At 61.8% G+C, this 17,506-nt stretch carries 15 protein-coding genes; 8 read left to right on the top strand and 7 right to left on the bottom strand.

Annotation, left to right across the window (positions count from 1 at the left end):
- Window positions 1–6 precede the first annotated feature (6 nt).
- From rfbB to P9L99_06715, 6 genes are read right to left on the bottom strand one after another with little or no spacing between them, the layout of a single operon-like run.
- Complete coding sequence (rfbB, locus tag P9L99_06740) at window positions 7–1,014, bottom strand: dTDP-glucose 4,6-dehydratase (GenBank protein ID MDP8223037.1); 1,008 nt, start codon at window positions 1,012–1,014, stop codon at window positions 7–9.
- 57 nt (window positions 1,015–1,071) lie between these two features.
- Window positions 1,072–1,452, bottom strand: a complete 381-nt coding sequence (locus tag P9L99_06735) for a response regulator (protein MDP8223036.1) — start codon at window positions 1,450–1,452, stop codon at window positions 1,072–1,074.
- A 15-nt stretch (window positions 1,453–1,467) separates the two neighbouring features.
- Entirely contained in the window at window positions 1,468–3,147 is a 1,680-nt protein-coding gene (locus P9L99_06730) for an ATP-binding protein (GenBank protein ID MDP8223035.1), read from the bottom strand.
- Entirely contained in the window at window positions 3,144–3,887 is a 744-nt protein-coding gene (locus tag P9L99_06725; GenBank protein ID MDP8223034.1) for a hypothetical protein, read from the bottom strand. Before P9L99_06725 ends, P9L99_06730 begins: the two co-directional genes overlap by 4 nt.
- Window positions 3,884–5,926 carry a hybrid sensor histidine kinase/response regulator gene (locus P9L99_06720; GenBank protein MDP8223033.1) on the bottom strand — a complete coding sequence of 681 codons (2,043 nt, stop codon included), beginning with the start codon at window positions 5,924–5,926 and terminating at the stop codon, window positions 3,884–3,886. The genes P9L99_06725 and P9L99_06720 overlap by 4 nt, the downstream gene beginning before the upstream one ends.
- 36 nt (window positions 5,927–5,962) lie before the next feature.
- On the bottom strand, window positions 5,963–7,768 hold the full coding sequence (locus P9L99_06715) for a hypothetical protein (GenBank protein ID MDP8223032.1): 1,806 nt from the start codon (window positions 7,766–7,768) through the stop codon (window positions 5,963–5,965).
- A gap of 157 nt (window positions 7,769–7,925) precedes the next feature.
- Between P9L99_06715 and P9L99_06710 the strand changes: the two genes are divergently transcribed.
- The 6 genes from P9L99_06710 (at window position 7,926) to P9L99_06685 (ending at window position 12,914) form a co-directional block, all read left to right on the top strand.
- Window positions 7,926–8,963 carry a protein phosphatase 2C domain-containing protein gene (locus P9L99_06710; GenBank protein MDP8223031.1) on the top strand — a complete coding sequence of 346 codons (1,038 nt, stop codon included), beginning with the start codon at window positions 7,926–7,928 and terminating at the stop codon, window positions 8,961–8,963.
- On the top strand, window positions 8,960–9,577 hold the full coding sequence (locus P9L99_06705; protein ID MDP8223030.1) for a hypothetical protein: 618 nt from the start codon (window positions 8,960–8,962) through the stop codon (window positions 9,575–9,577). The genes P9L99_06710 and P9L99_06705 overlap by 4 nt, the downstream gene beginning before the upstream one ends.
- A 176-nt stretch (window positions 9,578–9,753) precedes the next feature.
- Window positions 9,754–10,626 carry a 4-hydroxy-tetrahydrodipicolinate synthase gene (gene dapA, locus P9L99_06700; GenBank protein ID MDP8223029.1) on the top strand — a complete coding sequence of 291 codons (873 nt, stop codon included), beginning with the start codon at window positions 9,754–9,756 and terminating at the stop codon, window positions 10,624–10,626.
- A 7-nt stretch (window positions 10,627–10,633) separates the two neighbouring features.
- Entirely contained in the window at window positions 10,634–11,461 is an 828-nt protein-coding gene (dapB, locus tag P9L99_06695; GenBank protein ID MDP8223028.1) for a 4-hydroxy-tetrahydrodipicolinate reductase, read from the top strand.
- Entirely contained in the window at window positions 11,458–12,240 is a 783-nt protein-coding gene (locus tag P9L99_06690; GenBank protein ID MDP8223027.1) for a fumarylacetoacetate hydrolase family protein, read from the top strand. Before dapB ends, P9L99_06690 begins: the two co-directional genes overlap by 4 nt.
- Entirely contained in the window at window positions 12,237–12,914 is a 678-nt protein-coding gene (locus P9L99_06685; protein MDP8223026.1) for a DUF4253 domain-containing protein, read from the top strand. The genes P9L99_06690 and P9L99_06685 overlap by 4 nt, the downstream gene beginning before the upstream one ends.
- Window positions 12,915–12,990: 76 nt before the next feature.
- Here P9L99_06685 and P9L99_06680 read toward each other — a convergent pair whose 3' ends face one another.
- Entirely contained in the window at window positions 12,991–14,181 is a 1,191-nt protein-coding gene (locus P9L99_06680) for an aminopeptidase (protein MDP8223025.1), read from the bottom strand.
- 246 nt (window positions 14,182–14,427) lie between these two features.
- On the opposite strand from P9L99_06680, the gene P9L99_06675 reads away from it, so the two are divergent.
- Complete coding sequence (locus tag P9L99_06675; GenBank protein ID MDP8223024.1) at window positions 14,428–15,669, top strand: hypothetical protein; 1,242 nt, start codon at window positions 14,428–14,430, stop codon at window positions 15,667–15,669.
- Between the two features lie 156 nt (window positions 15,670–15,825).
- On the top strand, window positions 15,826–17,496 hold the full coding sequence (locus tag P9L99_06670; protein ID MDP8223023.1) for a PKD domain-containing protein: 1,671 nt from the start codon (window positions 15,826–15,828) through the stop codon (window positions 17,494–17,496).
- The last annotated feature ends 10 nt before the right edge of the window (window positions 17,497–17,506 follow it).

Here is a 17,506-nt window from a genome sequence, read left to right as displayed (position 1 = left end):
CGGCGGCTAACGATTTGCGTACATACGCTCGTAGTAATCGCGATACTCGCCGGATTTGATCGCCTCCCACCAAACGCGATTTTGCTGATACCACGCCACGGTGGCGGCGATGCCGTCGTCGAATTTCACTTGCGGTTGCCAACCGATCTCGGCGCTGAGTTTGGCGGCGTCGATCGCGTAGCGCCGGTCGTGGCCGGGTCGGTCGGTGACGAATTGGATCAGACTTTCGGGTTTACCCAAAACGCGGAGAATCACGCGCGTGATGTCGATGTTGGCTTGCTCGTTGTTGCCGCCGATGTTGTAAACCTGGCCGGGGCGGCCGTCTTCGACCACACGCCAGAGGGCGCGCACGTGGTCTTCGACGTGGATCCAGTCGCGCACGTTTTTACCGTCGCCGTACAGCGGCAGCGGTTGATCGGTCATGGCATTGGTGACGAAAAGGGGAATGAGTTTTTCGGGAAACTGATAGGGGCCGTAGTTGTTGGAACACCGGGTCACGATGACCGGCAGATCGTAGGTGGTTTGATACGACAGCGCCAGCAAGTCGGCGGCGGTTTTGCTGGCCGAATAGGGGCTGGAGGGTTGCAGCGGGCTTTGCTCGGTAAACCGGCCGGTCGCGCCCAGCGAGCCGTACACTTCGTCGGTGCTGACCATGACAAAGACGCCGACGCCGCCGCGACGCGCTTCGTCGAGCAGCACTTGGGTGCCCACGACGTTGGTTTGCACGAACACGGACGGTCCCTCGATGGAGCGGTCCACGTGGCTTTCGGCGGCCATGTGCACGACGGCGTCGCAATCGGCCATGGCGGCGGCGACATCCCGGGGGTTGCCGATATCGCCTTTGACGAAGCGGTAGCGGGGGTGATCGGCCAGGTCGGCGAGGTTGGCCAGGTTGCCCGCGTAAGTCAGCGCGTCGAGGTTGACGATTTCCCAATCGGGCTGGTTGGCCAGCGACCAACGCACGAAGTTTGCGCCGATAAAGCCACAGCCGCCGGTGATGAGCAGGCGATTCATTTCGTCACTCCTCGCGCGAGAAAAACGGTTGGGAAAAGGCCGGGGATACCCGCCGGCTCAGGGTCCGATGTGCTTGCGCACCAGTTCGAGCATTTCTCCCAAATCAAATGGTTTTTTCAAATAGTCGACCGCGCCGCGTTCGATGGCGCGCCGTTTTTCGCCGGAAAACTGGATCGTAGTGTAGGCCGTCATGAAGATGACGGGGATCTCGGCCGTCTCGGCGTTGTCCCGCAGGTTGGCCAGCACGTCCCAGCCATCCATCTTGGGCAGCATAATATCGCAGAGAATTAAATCCGGCTTGTCCCGCCGGGCGATCTCGATTCCGGTTTCACCGTCGTCGGCCACGGTGACGTTGTATCCGGCAAAGGACAGTTTCGTTTGGATGATATCGGAATTTTCCTCAATATCATCGATCACCAACACTGATTTCTGCGACATTCCTCGGCCCTCCCGCTAATGAACCAGGTGATTGTCGTTTATCGCATCGAGTTCTTCGAGCAAGCGCTTGCGATCGAAGGGTTTGGTTAGGTAACCGTGGGCGCCCAGTTGTTCTCCGAGGGCGCGGTCGTCGATCACCGACAGCACGATGACCGGGATACTCGAGGTCTCGGGGACTGCTTTGAGTTCGCGCAGCACCGACCAGCCGTCGCGCTGCGGCAGTCGAATGTCGAGGGTGACGGCGTAGGGCGTCAGCTCCCGGGCTTTCGCGATTGCCGCATCGCCGTCTAGGCAGGTAATGACTTCATAGCCGGCCGGTTCGAGCACGGCGACCAACAATTCCAGCAGTTCTTCGTCGTCATCGACGGCCAATACAATGCGCGAGTGCCCGCCGGCTGCCGGCATCGCCCGAAAACTCGTGTTCGGCAGCAGCGCATCGCGCCGCGGCGGCGCGGAGACATCCAACGCCACCGGCAGTATCACGCGGAAAGTCGTGCCCTCGCCCACGCGACTTTCGACGGAAATTTCGCCGCCGAGTATCTCGACCAGTTGTTTGGTCAGCGGCAGGCCGATGCCCGCCCCGCCGGCGCGCCGGGTCGTCGAGCCGTCCAATTGACGAAACTCTTCGAAAACGGTTTCCAGTTTTTCCGCGGCGATGCCGGGGCCGGTATCCCGGATTTCCAACACGGCATGCTCTCCGTCCGCCTCGCGTCGGACCAGCAACGTGACGCTGCCCTGTTCCGTGAATTTCATGGCGTTGGACAGCAGGTTGAACAGCACGTGCTGCACCTTGCCGCGGTCGGTGCGGAATTCGGTTAGGTCGGGCGCCAACTCACCGCGCAACGCCAAATCCTTTTTTCCATAAACCGCGCGCAAGGAGTCTAGGACGTCCTGCAACATCTCGGCGGCGTCGAAGGGTTCGACGGTGAGCGTGGTTCGCCCGGTTTCGATGCGGGCCAATTCAATGATGTCGTTGATGAGTCGGCGCAGCGTTTGGGCGCTGTTTTCCATACGGCGCACGGCGTCGTTCTGCTTTTCGCTGAGCGGCCCGTAGATTCCTTCGTGGAGCAGTTCCGCGTAGCCGAGCATGGCGTGTAGCGGGGTCAACAGTTCGTGGCTGATATTGGCCAGAAACTCGCTTTTGACGCGCATCGTTTCCTGCATTTTGGTCGCCGACGCCTGCAATTCCAGGTTGGTGACTTCGAGTTCGGCGGTGCGCTGAGCGACGCGGTTTTCGAGGGCGACGTTGGCTTCCTGCAGTTCGCCCCGCGCCTTCTTGAGTTGGGCGGCCATGCGGTTGAATCCCAGCGCCAGGCCGCCGAATTCATCTTGCCGAGAGCTTTCCAGGCGTACGTCGAGATCGCCTTCGGCCAAATGCCCGGTGGCTTCCAGCAAGGTATTGAGGGGGCGGGAAAATTCGCGCGACAGGTATAGGGCGCCGAACACCACGAGAATCAGCGAGATAAGAATGATGACGGCCACGAGGATGAACACGTCCAGCGAGACGCGGGCCATGGTCCCGGTGATCAGCGCGGCCAGATCGGGCGTGGCGACGGGCAGCACGCGGATGATCAGGTCGCCGATCATGTTTTGGTAGGTGGACACCAGCAGCGCGGTGATGATCAGCAACGGCACCGCCGCAAGCCCACTGATGGCGAGGAAAATCTTGGCGAAAATGCTCAGGCGAGAAGTCACGGTTCCTCCAGGCTGCGCACCACCCTGATTGACCCATCTTCGGGGCGGGCCACCCAAAACGTTACCAATGCGGCAATCAGGTACGAAACCCGGATCAGCAAAAGCTGCCAACCGCCCCAACTGCCGCGCACGTCAAAGATCCCCGCCACACCGTATAGCAGCAACCCCAGCGCCGCCGGCAACGCGACGTCGCCGGGGACGGCACCGCGCCGCCATCGTTCCCAAAAGCCCTTTATTATCACACATATTACCGTAAAAAGCGATAGCAGATACGCCGGCAAAAAAGCGTAAAACGCGTTTTGCGGCAACACATGCTCGCTACCCCAAGACGTTTCGAGATAATCATCGAGCCCGCCGACGAACAACATGATCAAAAACGCCATCGCCGACACGACGCCGATCAGCGTGAAGACGACGTTGGCGTAGCGGTTTCGCCACGTGCTGTCGACGGCAAAGAGAATGATGGACACGATTTGCCCACCGAGAAAAAGCTCGCCGGCGTAGAACATGGCGCGGTCCAAAGCCATAAACGTCGCTTCCTTGGTGAGCAAAAACGCGAAATAAGCCAATAAGCGCAGCCCCGCCATAAACCATAACAACGCCGCGAAATTCCAGCACAACGCCAACGCCTGCAGGCCGAGAGTGGCGCGGGGACGCTGCAACAGCGCGCGCGTGGCCGCCAAGCTGACCAGCGCCACCATCCAACATAAAAACACGTTGTAAAGCACGGCGTAATTCACGATTCAGCCTCTCCCTGCGTCTCCAGCCCGAGCAGGCGCAGACATTCGCCCACCAGGACCTCGCGATCGTAGGGTTTCGCGAACACGCCGGCCACGCGGTAGGCTTCGGCCAGGTCCGCCTGCACGTTTTCGGACACCAATACCACCGGCAGCGATGCGGTTTTCGAGTTGCGCCGCAGGTCCTGCAACACCTGCCAACCGTCGCGGTGATGCAGCAGGGGGTCGAGCACCAATAGATCCGCGTTGCTTTGCCGCACCAGGCGCTCCGCCTCGCGGCCGTCGGTACAAGTTTCGGCCCGCAAACCGACGGCCTCGAACGAAAGGCGCAGGAAGACCGCATCTTCCGCATTCGAATCGGCCACGACGATCGTGTACTGCGCGCGCTCGGGGTGAAGGGATTCGGACGCCGGGGCTGCGGTCTTTACCACGTCGATCGGGCGGACGGGGATGGTCACCGTGAATTCCGAGCCCATACCCGGCTGGCTGCCCGCCGCGATGCTGCCGCGCAGCAAGGCGGTAAGCTTTTTCGCGATCTGCAGCCCCATGCCGCGCCGGCTACTCCCGCCGCTGCCGATGAGGGCGTATTCCTCGAACAGTAGCGGCAAGTCGACTTCATCAATGCCGCGGCCGGTGTCTTCCACGGCGAAGGACACGTCTCCCGGGCCGGCCGTGAAAGCGCGCAAGGTGACGCGGCCGCGATCGGTATATTTGACCGCGTTGCCGAGCAAATTGACCAGCACGTTCTTGAGCTTGGCGCGGTCGGTGAAAATACGGGTGGGAACCTCGGGACCGATTTCCGTTTTGAGGGTCAGCTCCTTTTCTTCGGCAAGCGGAGCGACAATGGCCGCACTCTCGTCGAGCACGTCACGCACGGAAATCTCTTCGTAGGCCACCTCCATTTTTCCGGCTTGCAGCTTCGATAAATCCAGCAGGTCGTTCACGGCGCGCAGCAGCACGCGGGTATTGACCACGATGCGTTGGCAGGCGTTGGCCTGCCGTTTGTTCAGCGCGCCGAATACGCCGCCATCGAGCAAGTCGGCGAAGCCGACAATCGATGTGATCAAGGTGCGCAGTTCATGCGAGAAGTCGGCGATGAACTCGCTTTTGAGCCGGTTTTGCCGTTCCAGCTTTTCGTTAAGCCCCTCCAACTCGACGTTGGCGCGTTCGAGTTCGGTGGTGCGCAGGGCAACCAGGCGTTGCAGATCGTCGCTGGCGGCTTCCAGGTTGCCGTACATGGCCTCCAAGTCGCGGAGGTCTTTTTCCAGCGCGGCGGACGTTTCGGTCAACACGTCGTTGGACGGAAAAACGCGCTGCAGCCATGAACGCCCCGAGGCTTGTTCCCAGGTGACGTGCAGGACGGTGGGCTCGCCGCCGTAACACACTTCTTCCACCGCAAAGGTCCCGTCCTCGGCAAGCGTTCCCTCGTCGCGAATGTCGTCGGGTTCACCGGACGGATGGCTGTGCACACCCCCGTCGTCATCGACGAGGTACATGCGGTCGGCGACCGGCGAGCATTCGGCGACGCTGAGGCCGTAGTTCGTGATCTCGACCCGCGCCATCGGCAGGTCCCACAACAGCGGCAGCCCCGCCAGTACGCCGCGCAGGAAATTCAAGTCGTGATAGCTCATCGCGCCGTTGTCGCCGCGCAGTTCCAGCAAGGCGGACGAAGAGCCTACGCGTGCGGGCGTCAGGGAAACGCCGGAAAAGAAATATCCGGCCAGATCGGCGGCTTTCTGCAACGCGCGGGTCATGGTGGCAAACAGGCGCATGATCGTGCCGGCCGAACCCAACACGTTTTTGCGCATCGCGTACACACCCACTTCGGCGGCAATCTCAGGATTGTCGGTCGCGGCGGCCAGGCGTCGCCACAGCGCGGTGATCACCTTGGCGTCGACCCAACGACGGGTGTCGAGCAGTTGGCGTTGCGACGTCGCGAGCCCGGTGGTCCACTCGGCGGTGTCGATTTCCCGGGACGCCGCGAAGCGAAAGATCGCCACTGAGACTCGGCAACTGATTTTTTCGATGTTGTTTTCACTCACCTGTATAATCCCGTCCCCGTAGCCGACGGTTTCATTTTAGCCGTCCGCCGGGGGCGCGTCGAGGCGAAACACGATTACCTCGGCATCTTGATACCACGCGTCGCCGAACATCGCCGTCATGACCGCGGCGGTTTCATTACCCTGCACGAGATCTTGATGCAACACGACGAATCGCACGCCGTGGCCGGCCAAATCGGTGACGCTTTGCCGCAACTCCGAACGGATCCACCCCGGACAGGCGTCCGTGTCCGGCAAGCAATCGGCCAGCAGACACGCCGAAGAGTATTTGTGTCCGCGAAACAGATCCGGCCCGGCGGCCAGGGCGACACGGCGTCGACCGGCTTCGAACAACACGTTGACGGCTAGATTCCCGCGCAGCGTCGGCGCGAAATCTCGCCCTTGAATGCCGTAAACGAGCGGCCTGCCGTGCGCGGTCTGCGCCACGAGATACCGGCCGCGCGCCCCTGGACCGAATTGGATCGGCACATCGAGCACCGCCCCGGCGGCGGGGTCGCGGCCCAGTTGGGCGAGTCCCGCGGGTGCTGTGACATCCTGGCGCTCGGCCGGCACGGGCGCCCCGGACAGCCACGCCGTCTCCAACCAAAACAGCGACGCCGCCACGACAAACACGACGCCACGCAAGCGTCGATCGCTCAGCCAACCGCGCAGGCCGACGCCCACGGCGGCGGCGAGGCACAAGTGCACGACGATAAAGAACCGATAAGGCAGCCGCATTTCCTTGAAGAAGGGCACGATCTTATACAGCAGGTAATAGGGCAGCCGGATCGTGTCGCCGACCGCTTCGCCGCGCCACTGCAACACCGGCCCGAACGCCAGCACGACGAAAAACAGCGCCGCGCTCAGCCACGCCGCCGCGCGCCACTGTCGTCGCGCCAGACCCACGAGCAGCAAGAGCGGTGTGACGAAGCCGATGTAACCCAAATGCAGGTAGTTATCGAAAGCCGGCCGCGCGGCGAACAGAAACGCCGGGTCGGCACTGTGGGCGAACAGCAGGGGCTGCTGCGTGATGTAGAAATCCATGTTGCCGAGGTAAAACAGCGAATCGCCGCCGCGGAAAGTCAGGGCGAAAACCGCGGCCACCGGGGCAATGAGCGCCGCAAACACCGCCAGCGCCGCCGCCGCGTACGCCCAGGATCGCCACCGCAATCCGGCGCGCGCCGGCACGATCAGTCCAAAGAGCAAACACGCGTAGATGCCGTAATACCACTGGCCGAGGGCGACCAGCGCCATCGCCAGCCCGGTTCGAAAGACGGCTCGCGCGGGGCTGTCGCCCGGCGACGGCTCGGCGGCGGTGTCGAGCAATTCGAGCAGCAATCCGACAAAAAGAGGCAGCCAGCCCGCTTGCATGATTTCGGTGATGCCGTTGTTCAGGTTGCCGAGCATCACCGGCGAGAGCATGTAAAGAACGCCCGATAGCGCCGCGGCCCAGTCGTCGCGGGTTCGTCGCCGCACCAGCCAGAACATCGCCCACCCGGCGAAAACGAAATTGGCCGCCATGAGCAGGTTGTAGGCGAACGCCGTGCCGAAAAGCCAGACAAACAGAATGGCGGTCGTGCCGCCAATGGGGTCGGGGAGAAACATCTTACCGCCGTCCGGATACGCCAGGTCGGTGGTAAAGAGCGGAAAGGGATGCCCTTGTGCGGCTTGGTCGGCCTGCCACCAGAGCAGTTGGACGTGCTCGAAAAAGTCGTCGGTGGAGCCGCCCCACACTTCGCGGAAGGGTTGCAGCGGCCCTAACGTGAGCACCGTTAAGGCGAGGTAAGCCGCCACAACCGCCACATGCGGCCGCCAACGGGACCATCGCCGGGATGAATTGTTCATGACAGGCACACAGTAGCGGGGTGCGGTCGCTTCGGGCAAGCGGCGGGACGGCCGAATTGGAAAAATGCGCGCCTGTGTTGATCCTGTGTTTACCCAGCGCTCCGCCTTGCTATAATCCAGCGGACTTCACGCTTCACAACAAAGCGAGTTTGACGCGATGGGCCTCTACGATCGTGAACCCATAGCCGTTACCTCGGCCACCGCCTCGATTCCGGGCGCCGGGGGCGCCGGGAAAAGCCAAGACGCGGTAGGCAGCCTGATCACCGACCGCGGCTATATGTTTGTCGTCGCCGACGGACACGACGCGGGCGGCTTGGGCGGTCGCGCGGCGAAGCTGGCGGTCGAAACGATTCTCGACACCTTCCGCCACTGGGATGGCCGCGGCGCGCGCAAGATGCTCGTCAACGCCATCGGCATGGCCAACGCCGCCTTGCGCAACGCGCAACAACGCGATGCGCGACTCGAGGAAATCGGCGTCAGTACGACGTTGATGCACTACCACGAAGGCGCGCTGCGTATCGCCCACGTCGGCAAGTGCCGGGCCTACCGCCAGCGCAATTACGTCATCGACCAGCTTACCGAGGAACACGTCAGCCACATGGGGGATTATCCCGGTGGCCACCGGTCGCAGCAGACGGTGGTCGTGCTGGACCGCGGTGTGGGACTGCAAGACATGGTCGAAGTTGACGTGTCCGACGCCCTGGTCGCGCAACCGGGCGAAACCTATCTGCTGTGCACCGACGGCTTGCCGACCAACGTGAGCGACATGGAGATCGGTCGCTATTGCCTGGCCGGCGACCCGGCGAAGGTGTGCGACGCGCTGCTCAACCTGGCGGCCGAACAGGGCAGCAAAGCCAGCGTGTCGATCGCTATGATCAGTTTCTCGACCGCCCCGCCCCGCACGGCCGCGCCGGATGAAGGAAACCCGATCGGGCCTTCGTCGATGCGCCTGGGGCCGGACACGCCGGCGGCCGGGTTTTCCTTTCGCGACCTGAGCCCCTGGTGGAAGCTGCGGATTTTCGCACTGGGCGTGCTGGTTGTCTGGTTCGTGTTGCTTGTGGTGGCGTGGGTCGGTTTCGAGCGCGACGAAGTGTCGATGCTGTGGCCCCTGCTGCTCGGCCTGGTGTTCAGCACCGCGCCGATCATCATGATGATTCGCTGGCGACGCGGCCGGAAAGGCAGGCGTCGGATATGAGCCGCAAGAGCATCTTCGAATCCAGGTCTCCGGGGGAGCGACGCAATCGCTTGATGACCTACCTGTTCGATTTGTTGCTCGCGTCCGGCTACCTGACGTGCGCCGTGCTGACCTATTTCCTTTTCTTCAGCGACCAACTCGATAGGCCGCGCGCCGCGCCGCCGCCGGCTACGCCTACGCCGGTCGTCGCCGAAGTCTCGCCGGGCCCGACGCCCGCGACACCGGAATCAAGCCCGACGCCGGCCGCGCCGGAGTTGCCGATCAGCGAGGACCTCATCGTTGCGATGACCGCCTACGTCAATGCCGTCGACCAGGGGCAGGTCTCGCAGGCCCGCGCCATGCGCGCCGATTCGAGCGTGCCCAGCGTGGAGAATATGAAGCAAGTCAGCAAAATGGAATTGCTGACCCTCGTATCGTATCCGCGGCTGAGCCGGTCGCGGGGGGCGGTATACGTCAAGTTGCGCATCACCAAAAACAAACGCGCTATTGTTTGGAAGGGCCGCATAGATTGGGAACGGCGCGGCGAACAGTGGGTGACGACCAACTGGGATAGCGCGGCGCCCGCGCCGCTGCCCGAACCGCCGGCCGCGCCCGACGGGGTGCGCAAACGCTAGGCGCTCTTCCCCCGCCGGCGCGCTCAGCGAAGCGGCGACAGAAACAAGTAAAATCATCACGCCGCGGCACACTATTGGCTTTCGCGGTTCCCATTAGCCTGGGGAACGACCTTGCAGCACATAAGGTGTTACGGTTAAACATCAAGACGAGATACCTCCGATGAAAGGACTGATGCATGTTTCAAGGTGTTTATGTTGCCACCGCTACTCCCTTCAAAGAGGCTGGCGCCAAGTTCGACGAAGCCGCGTACACGGCGCATGTAGAAAGATTGGTTGCGGCCGGGGTGCACGGGCTGGTGCCGGCGGGTACGACGGGTGAAAGCCCGAACCTAAGCGACGACGAGAAGCGGGTCATGTTTCAGATCTGCGTCAGCGCGGCGGCGGGCCGGGCGAAAGTCGTCGCCGGTGTCGGCACCAACAGCACGGCCAAGAGCGTCCAGAGCGCGAAGCTGGCCGCGGAAGCCAGTGTGGACGGCGTGCTGGTCGTCAATCCTTACTACAACAAGCCGACGCCGAGCGGTCTCGTGGCGCATTTTCGCGCCGTGGCCGATGTCGGCATGCCGGTCATGATCTACAACATCCCGGGCCGCACGGCGGTCAACGCGTCTCCCGCAACGATTGCCGAGGCGGCGCAGCACGAAAACATCGTGGCCGTCAAAGAGGCTTCGGGGACGATCGGCGCCACGGTGGATATCAAGCAACTCGCGCCGGATTTGGACGTGCTGGCGGGCGACGATGCGCTGTTCTTGACGAACCTGGCGGTGGGCGGCGACGGCGTGGTCAGCGTGGCGGCCAACCTCGCTCCCGCGTTGATGGTGGCATTGTGGGACGCCTGGCAGGCGGGCGACGCGATTGAAGCGCGGCGGCTCAACTACCGCTTGTGGCCGTTGTTCCGTGCGCTCTTTGTGGAAACCAACCCCATTCCCGTCAAGGCCGGCCTGCACTTGCAGGGTCACTACCAGCCGGACATTCGCTTGCCGATGACCTCGGCCACCGACGCGACCGTGGCCGCCATACGCAAAGTTTTGGCCGACCCCGAGTTGTTGTGAGGGCGTGATGGAAGAACCTAAGCGAGACGATCTGCGCGTAGTCGTGACCGGCGCCATGGGCCGCATCGGCCGGGCGCTGGTGCGCTATATCCACGACGCCGACGGGATGACGCTGGTGGGCGCGACCGAACGGCCGGACCATCCGGACATTGCCAAAGACGTCGGGTTGCTGGTGTGCGGCGAACCCAGCAGCGTGATGCTCGAAAGCGAACTGCGCAACGCGGTGGTCAGCGCGCAGGTCATCATCGACTTTACCGCGCCGGAAGCAACTGCCGCGCATGCGGGCATCGCGGCGCGTTTCGCCCTGCCCCTGGTGATCGGCACCACGGGATTGAGCGGCGAGCACCGGGCCGCCGTTCAGGCGGCGGCAGACAAGACGGCGATTGTCGCGGCGCCGAATATGAGCATCGGCGTCAATTTGCTGTTCCACCTGGCGCGGCGCGCGGCGGAAGTCATCGGCGAGGACTGCGACATCGAGATCGTCGAGTCTCACCACCGCAACAAAGTCGACGCGCCGTCTGGAACGGCGTTGCGGCTGGCGGAAATCGTCGGCGAGGCGTTGGGTTACGAGGACCCGTCGGAATACTACCTGCACGGCCGCGAAGGCCACACGGGCGTTCGACCCGGGGGGCGTATCGGTCTGCACGCGGTGCGGGGCGGCGGCGTGGTCGGCGAACACGACCTGCAATTTCTCGCCGATGCCGAAGTGTTGACCCTATCGCACCGGGCGCTGACCCGCGATAATTTCGTGCGTGGTGCGGTGCGCGCCGCATACTGGTTGCAAGATCGCGCGCCCGGCCTATACGACATGGGCGACGTGCTGGGGTTGAAATGAAGCTCGTTCGGTTTTTGACGCAATGTGAAGACGTTCGCGTCGGCAGCCTGGAAGGCAACCACGTCCGCGATCTGGGTACGGATATGTTTTCCGGTCACCATGTGTTCGGCCACATCTATCCCCTGCAAAAAGTGCGGCTGCTGGCGCCGGTCATTCCGGGGAAAATCATCGGCATTGGTCTCAACTACCGCGACCATGCGCAGGAAATGGGCCGCGAAGTTCCGGAGCAACCGGATATCTTTCTCAAACCCTCGACTTCGGTGATCGGGCCGGAGGACGCGATCGAAATTCCCGCCGCGTCACGGCGCGTGGAGATCGAATCGGAACTGGCGGTGGTAGTGGCCGCGCGGTTGTGCGACGCGACCGTCGAGGAAGCGGCCGCCGGCATTCTGGGCTACACCATCATCAACGACGTAACCGCCCGCGACCTGCAGCGTAACGACCGCACCTGGACCCGCGGCAAGGCGCACGACACCTTCGCGCCCCTGGGTCCGTGCATCGTGACGGACCTGGACGTTTCGGACCTGCTGATCGAGGGTTACATCAACAAAGAACGCAAACAACAATCGCGCACTTCGAACATGCTGCATTCGGTGCCGGAGTTGCTTTCCTACGTCTCGCACATCATGACGCTGGTACCCGGCGATGTAGTGGCCACGGGCACGCCGGCGGGCGTATCGGCCATCGTGCCGGGCGATACCGTCGAGATCGTGATTGAAGGCATCGGCCGGCTGCGCAACCCGGTGGTGGCGCGCGGCGCAAAGGAAGAGACATCATGACGCCATACGCTACGAACTACGCGTGGACGGCGTTTCTGGTCGCCGTGGCGATCGCGTTGTTGTGGATCGCGTTTCGCCTGGTGCGCAAAGACCGCGAAGCCGACGACTTCGCCACGCCGCTGCCGCGCATCGACGATGTAACCGAACTGCTCGGGCTGGCTACCGCGCTGACGCCGCGGCCCTACTTCACCCATCACCACGGGGAGCAAAAAGACGAAAGCGGCATCTCGGCCGTCGTGCCGTGGCGCACGGCCAAGCAACGTCTGGCGCGCCTGCGCGTCGCGCTGCCCGCCGGTTACGTGGCCTATTTGACCGACCCCGTTTTTTCCCGCAACTACCAGAGTTACGAGACGGTGGAACTGGTGATCGCGCCGGGCCGAGACCCCTTCGACATCGCGCGGCGCGGCCGTACCGACGCGGTGAACCACGAGCTGGCAACCGAGGACATCATCGCGCGCCTGCGCGCTATCGACGAGCAATTCGGCATCGACCCGTATCTGGCCGACGCGGACACCGTGGGCTTTGTATTGCGCCGCGTGCCGGAAGACCTGCCGGCCTTCGCGCAACGCCTTTACGATTTTTGCCCGGACATCGTCGACCAGGGCGCCGGTTCGCTCGAGGCGCTCGCGGCGGGCATCGGCCGAACCCGCGACGTGATTCTTTGGTGGGCTTGATCCGCTCACTGCGGCGTGTCGTCCCATAAAAAAACCGGCCCGGAGGCCGGTTTCATGTTTCGCTTATCGCGGCTGACTACTTCTTCTTTTTGGCGGTTTTCTTCGCGACCTTCTTTGCCTTCGTTGCCGGCTTTTTGACCGCGAACCCTTTCGGCAGTTTCGTGCCCGGAGGGTTGAGGTCGAGCAGTTGCGGGTGCACGAACACACCGTCTTTCATGATCACCTTGCCGTCGAAGCGGATTTCCCCGTCGCCGGTCATGATCTTCACCAAGTCCCAGTGAATCGCGCTTTGGTTGCCGTTGTTGCATTCGCCGTAGGCCATGCCGGGCGTGAAGTGGAACGACCCGTAGATTTTCTCGTCGAACAGGATGTTGCGCATCGGCTGGGTGATTCCGGTGTTGGTGCCGATGGCGAATTCGCCGACGTAGCGCGCGCCGGGGTCGGTGTCGAAAATCTCGTTTAAATTTTTCGGGTCGCCGCTGCTGCAATCGGCGCTGACGATTTGGCCCTTTTCGAAATCGAGCCGCACGCCGTTGAACTCTTTACCCATATAGATGCTCGGCGTGTTGTAAGTGACGTGCCCCTCGACCGAATCGCGCACCGGCGCGGTGAACACTTCGCCGTCGGGGATATTCATTTCACCGGCGCAGTTGATGGCCGGCAGTCCCTTGATGGAAAAACGCAGATCAGTGTCGCTGGCGGTGATGTGCACCTGATCGGTTTTGACCATCAGCCGCACGAGTTTCTGCTGCCGTTTTTTCAGCGCGGCGTAGTCATAGACCGTGCAGCGGAAGAAGAAATCGGTGAACTCTTCCAGGCTCATTTTGGCGTTTTGGGCCATGGCATTGACCGGCCAGCGTGTGATGCACCAGCGCGTATGCTCGACGCGCCGGTCGAGGATCGGTTTCATCATCGTCTGCCAGAGCCGCATGTTTTGGTGGTTGGCGTTGGCCAACACCATGTCGTTTTCCAGCGCGCGGATGCCGATGTACACGTCGACGTGCTTCATGAAATCCATCTTGTGCTGCGGGAAATATCCGACCTGCTCTTTACTGCCCAAGTTGAAAAAGTCGCGCCGGATGTCGTCGAATTCCATCTCGATCTCAACGTACTTGGCGCCCTTTTGAATGCACCGTTTGTGCACTTCCTTCACGAAGGGGATGGTGGGCGCGCCAAAGGCGTGGATGAGGACCACGTCGCCTTTTTTGACGCGTGTCGAGTAATCGACAAACACTTTGGCCAGGTCGGCCACGCGGGAATCGTACATGAAACACCTCCAGGGGTCGATTTCGATGTGGGTCGCCTTCGACTTAACAGACGCGTCCGCTTCCGTCAAGCATCGCCTCGCCGGCGGGCATCTCAAGAAGCGTTGCTAATCGATTCGGGCCTGATTTATCACAAGAAATCGTGTATGCTTCTGTACCGGAGGACACTGTATTTCATCATAGATTGACATCCAGGGTGAACCGTTTTTTAACGCCCTCCACGGGGCGCAAAAAAAAGGAGCGAACCTGTGAAGCGCGCAACATTCACGCTTTTGGTAGTTTTCTGTTTTCTATTAGCCGGTGCGATGGCTTGCGGCGGCGATGACGAAGCTACGAGCAACAGCCGCGTATCGGAGGATGAAACACCGCCGGTGGTGGGAAGCGACGACGATACATCGGCCGACGACGATTCGGTCGCCGGCGACGATGATACGAGTCAGCCCGGCGATTCTTTCCTGCCAATCTATGAAGGCGATGGCCGTTTGGTCGGCTCGGCCTGCGGCGATGAGATGCTCGTACTCGAGGGCGGCCAGTGGTCGTTGCTTGAAAACATCTATGGGCCGATGACGTTTTGCTTCCCGGTCGGCAACCTGGGTCACGTTTTCTATCGGGTGTCCGCCGGCGGCAGTTGGATTTACACCTATGCCGGCGGCACGTTCACCGATCTGGGTTTCCCGGAACTGCTTGACTCGTCCACGTTGACGACGCTCAATTTCTTTGACTTGAGCAACGCTCATGTCGATACCTTTGCGCTCGACGCGGGCAGTTGGGTCGACCTGGGATCGATATCCCCGGCGGGCGATTTCGTCGCCTTGTATGACGGCATCGTGTTTTCCTTTGTCGACGAATGCGTGTACCGCTTCACGACCGAGCAGGCCGAGACACCGCTCTTTTGCCTGGAAAACCACCCGCTGGCCGACGACGCCCAATTCGGTCTCACCATCGACGACATCAAATATTTCGGCGACGACGACATCTGGATCATCCTACGCAAGACGGGCGACGGCTTGCCGGTGTACCTGGTGCACTGGGACGGCGCGACCTTCGACTACACGAGCGATCCCATCCCCGGCGATGCGGGCGGCGACGATGTTTCCGTGTTGGATTTCGACTTCTCTTCGCCCGACCACGGCGTGGCGCTGTTTGATCTGTCTTACGACGGCGACATGGGCACCGAACACATCATCTACGAATTCGAACTTATTGACGGCCAGTGGGTCGGTATCGACGTGCCGGCGCCCACCGCTTACGCCGACCTCTACGAATACGAGGTCGTCGAATTCCTGCTGCGCAGCGGCACCGCGGTCTCTCCCAACGAGTTGTGGTTCGCCGGCTGGGGTCACTTGCAGGATGATTTCGACACCGACATCTGGCTTAACTACTTCGTCCAGCGCATCGACGGCGAGTACAGATTCTGGCACATGCCCGGCAATTATGACGTCGGCGTCGGCAGCGTGTTCCGCGACGTAAAGGTGCGCCCGGCGTCGTAGCGCTTTTTCTCCATCGGTACTATCACCGCCCCGGCCGCCAAGCGCGCCGGGGCGTTTCATTACGCGGGTGTTATCGCCTCTTTCCCTTGGAAAATAGTATGTTAGTATGCTTTTTCGCTTTTGGGCGCGCCGCTTAAGGCGCCGAGGAGGAATGTCATGGCTCGTCGCGTGTACCTGATTGTCGCTCTTTGTTTGGTTGTTCCGGCCGTCGCTTGGGCCGCGGGCGCCGCACCGGATCAGATCCGCCTTTCCTGGGAAGGGGAAGCGGACACGAGCCTGGTGCTGTCGTGGCGTACCGACTGGTCGATTGTCGACAGCGTCTGCAATTACGGCGAAACTTCCGGTTACGGGAGTCAAGCGGTCGGTGACACCTACACCTTCACCAACGCCACCGGTTTGCACCACAAAGTGACGATCGACGGCCTGGCGCCCCGCACCGTGTACCACGTGTCTTGCGGCGACGGCGGCGGCAACATGTTCTCGGACGTCGCGTTTATCACGGCACCCGCCGCGGTCGATCAATGCGCGCCGATTCGTTTCGTGGTCCTTGGCGATTCCCGCTCGCAAACCGACGACGGCGCCAGCATCCTATGGAGCACGGTGATGGACGGCGCGACGGACGAGGAGCCGGATTTCGTCCTGCACCTGGGCGACATGATTGCCGAGGGCGACCACGTTGACGACGGTTGGGACGATTTTTTCGACAAGTCGCACGACATCGGCAACCAACCCTTCCTGACCGTATGGGGTAACCACGACCACCGCGGCGGCAGCCCGTATCTCGATCTCTTTCATATGCCGCATAACGACGTGACCGACACCAGCGATTGGTGGCAGCTCCGCTACGGGGCCTTGCACGTGTTCGGTCTATCGACGGAAAACGGCCTGACGGCCTACCAACAACAAGCCACGTGGTTGGATGAAAAGCTCGCCGCCACCGACGCCATTTGGAAGCTCGCCTTCTTTCACCAAGCCGCCTACAGTTCGGGCACCACGCACGGTGAGAACGACGAGCCGCAGGATTACTTCGTGCCCCAGTTCGACGCCTATCACGTCGATGTCGCCTTCCAAAGCCACGACCACACATACGAACGCACCAAGCCCCTATATGCGGGTAACGTCGTGGGCAATTACGAAGACGGCACGCTGTACATGGTCTCCGGCGGCGCCGGGGCGATGTTCAACCCGATCTTCAATATCTTTACCCGCTATTGGGAATACGGCATCGGCGTCTGGCACTACGCGCTGCTGGAAATCGAATTCGACGAATTGCACCTGCGCGCCATCGATTGGCTGGGCATCACGCTGGACGAAGTGACCATCAGAAAGCCGGGCATCGGCGATCCAACGGCTTTTTTCACCCGCGACAGCGATCCGGTCGTGCAGCTTGAGCCGGTGGTGTTTGACGGCAACGACAGCATCGATCCGTGCGGTGAAATCGTTGCCTTCGAATGGGATTTCGGCGACGGGGAAACCGGCGACGGGGCCGCGGTGGAACACACCTACGACGAGGTCGGCGAAGTGACTGTGTTGCTCACCGTGACCGACTTGGACGGCATTACCGCCGACTACAGCGAGACCTTCACCGTCGAACCGGCCGCTGTCGACGACGACACTGTCGGCGATGACGACGATGATGATGACAATGATGACGACGATAACGATGACACCGCCGGCGATGATGATACGACTGACGATGACGACGACAACGATGACAACGACGACGACGATGACAACGATGACAATGATGACGATGACGACGATGATGACGACGATTCCGCGGCCCGGGATGACGACGAAACCAACGACGGCGGGTGCGCCTGCTGAGGGCGCCGAG

This window comes from Candidatus Lernaella stagnicola (genome assembly GCA_030765525.1).
In the GTDB taxonomy this organism is placed as follows: domain Bacteria; phylum Lernaellota; class Lernaellaia; order Lernaellales; family Lernaellaceae; genus Lernaella; species Lernaella stagnicola.
This window is presented reverse-complemented; position numbering and strand designations above follow the sequence as displayed.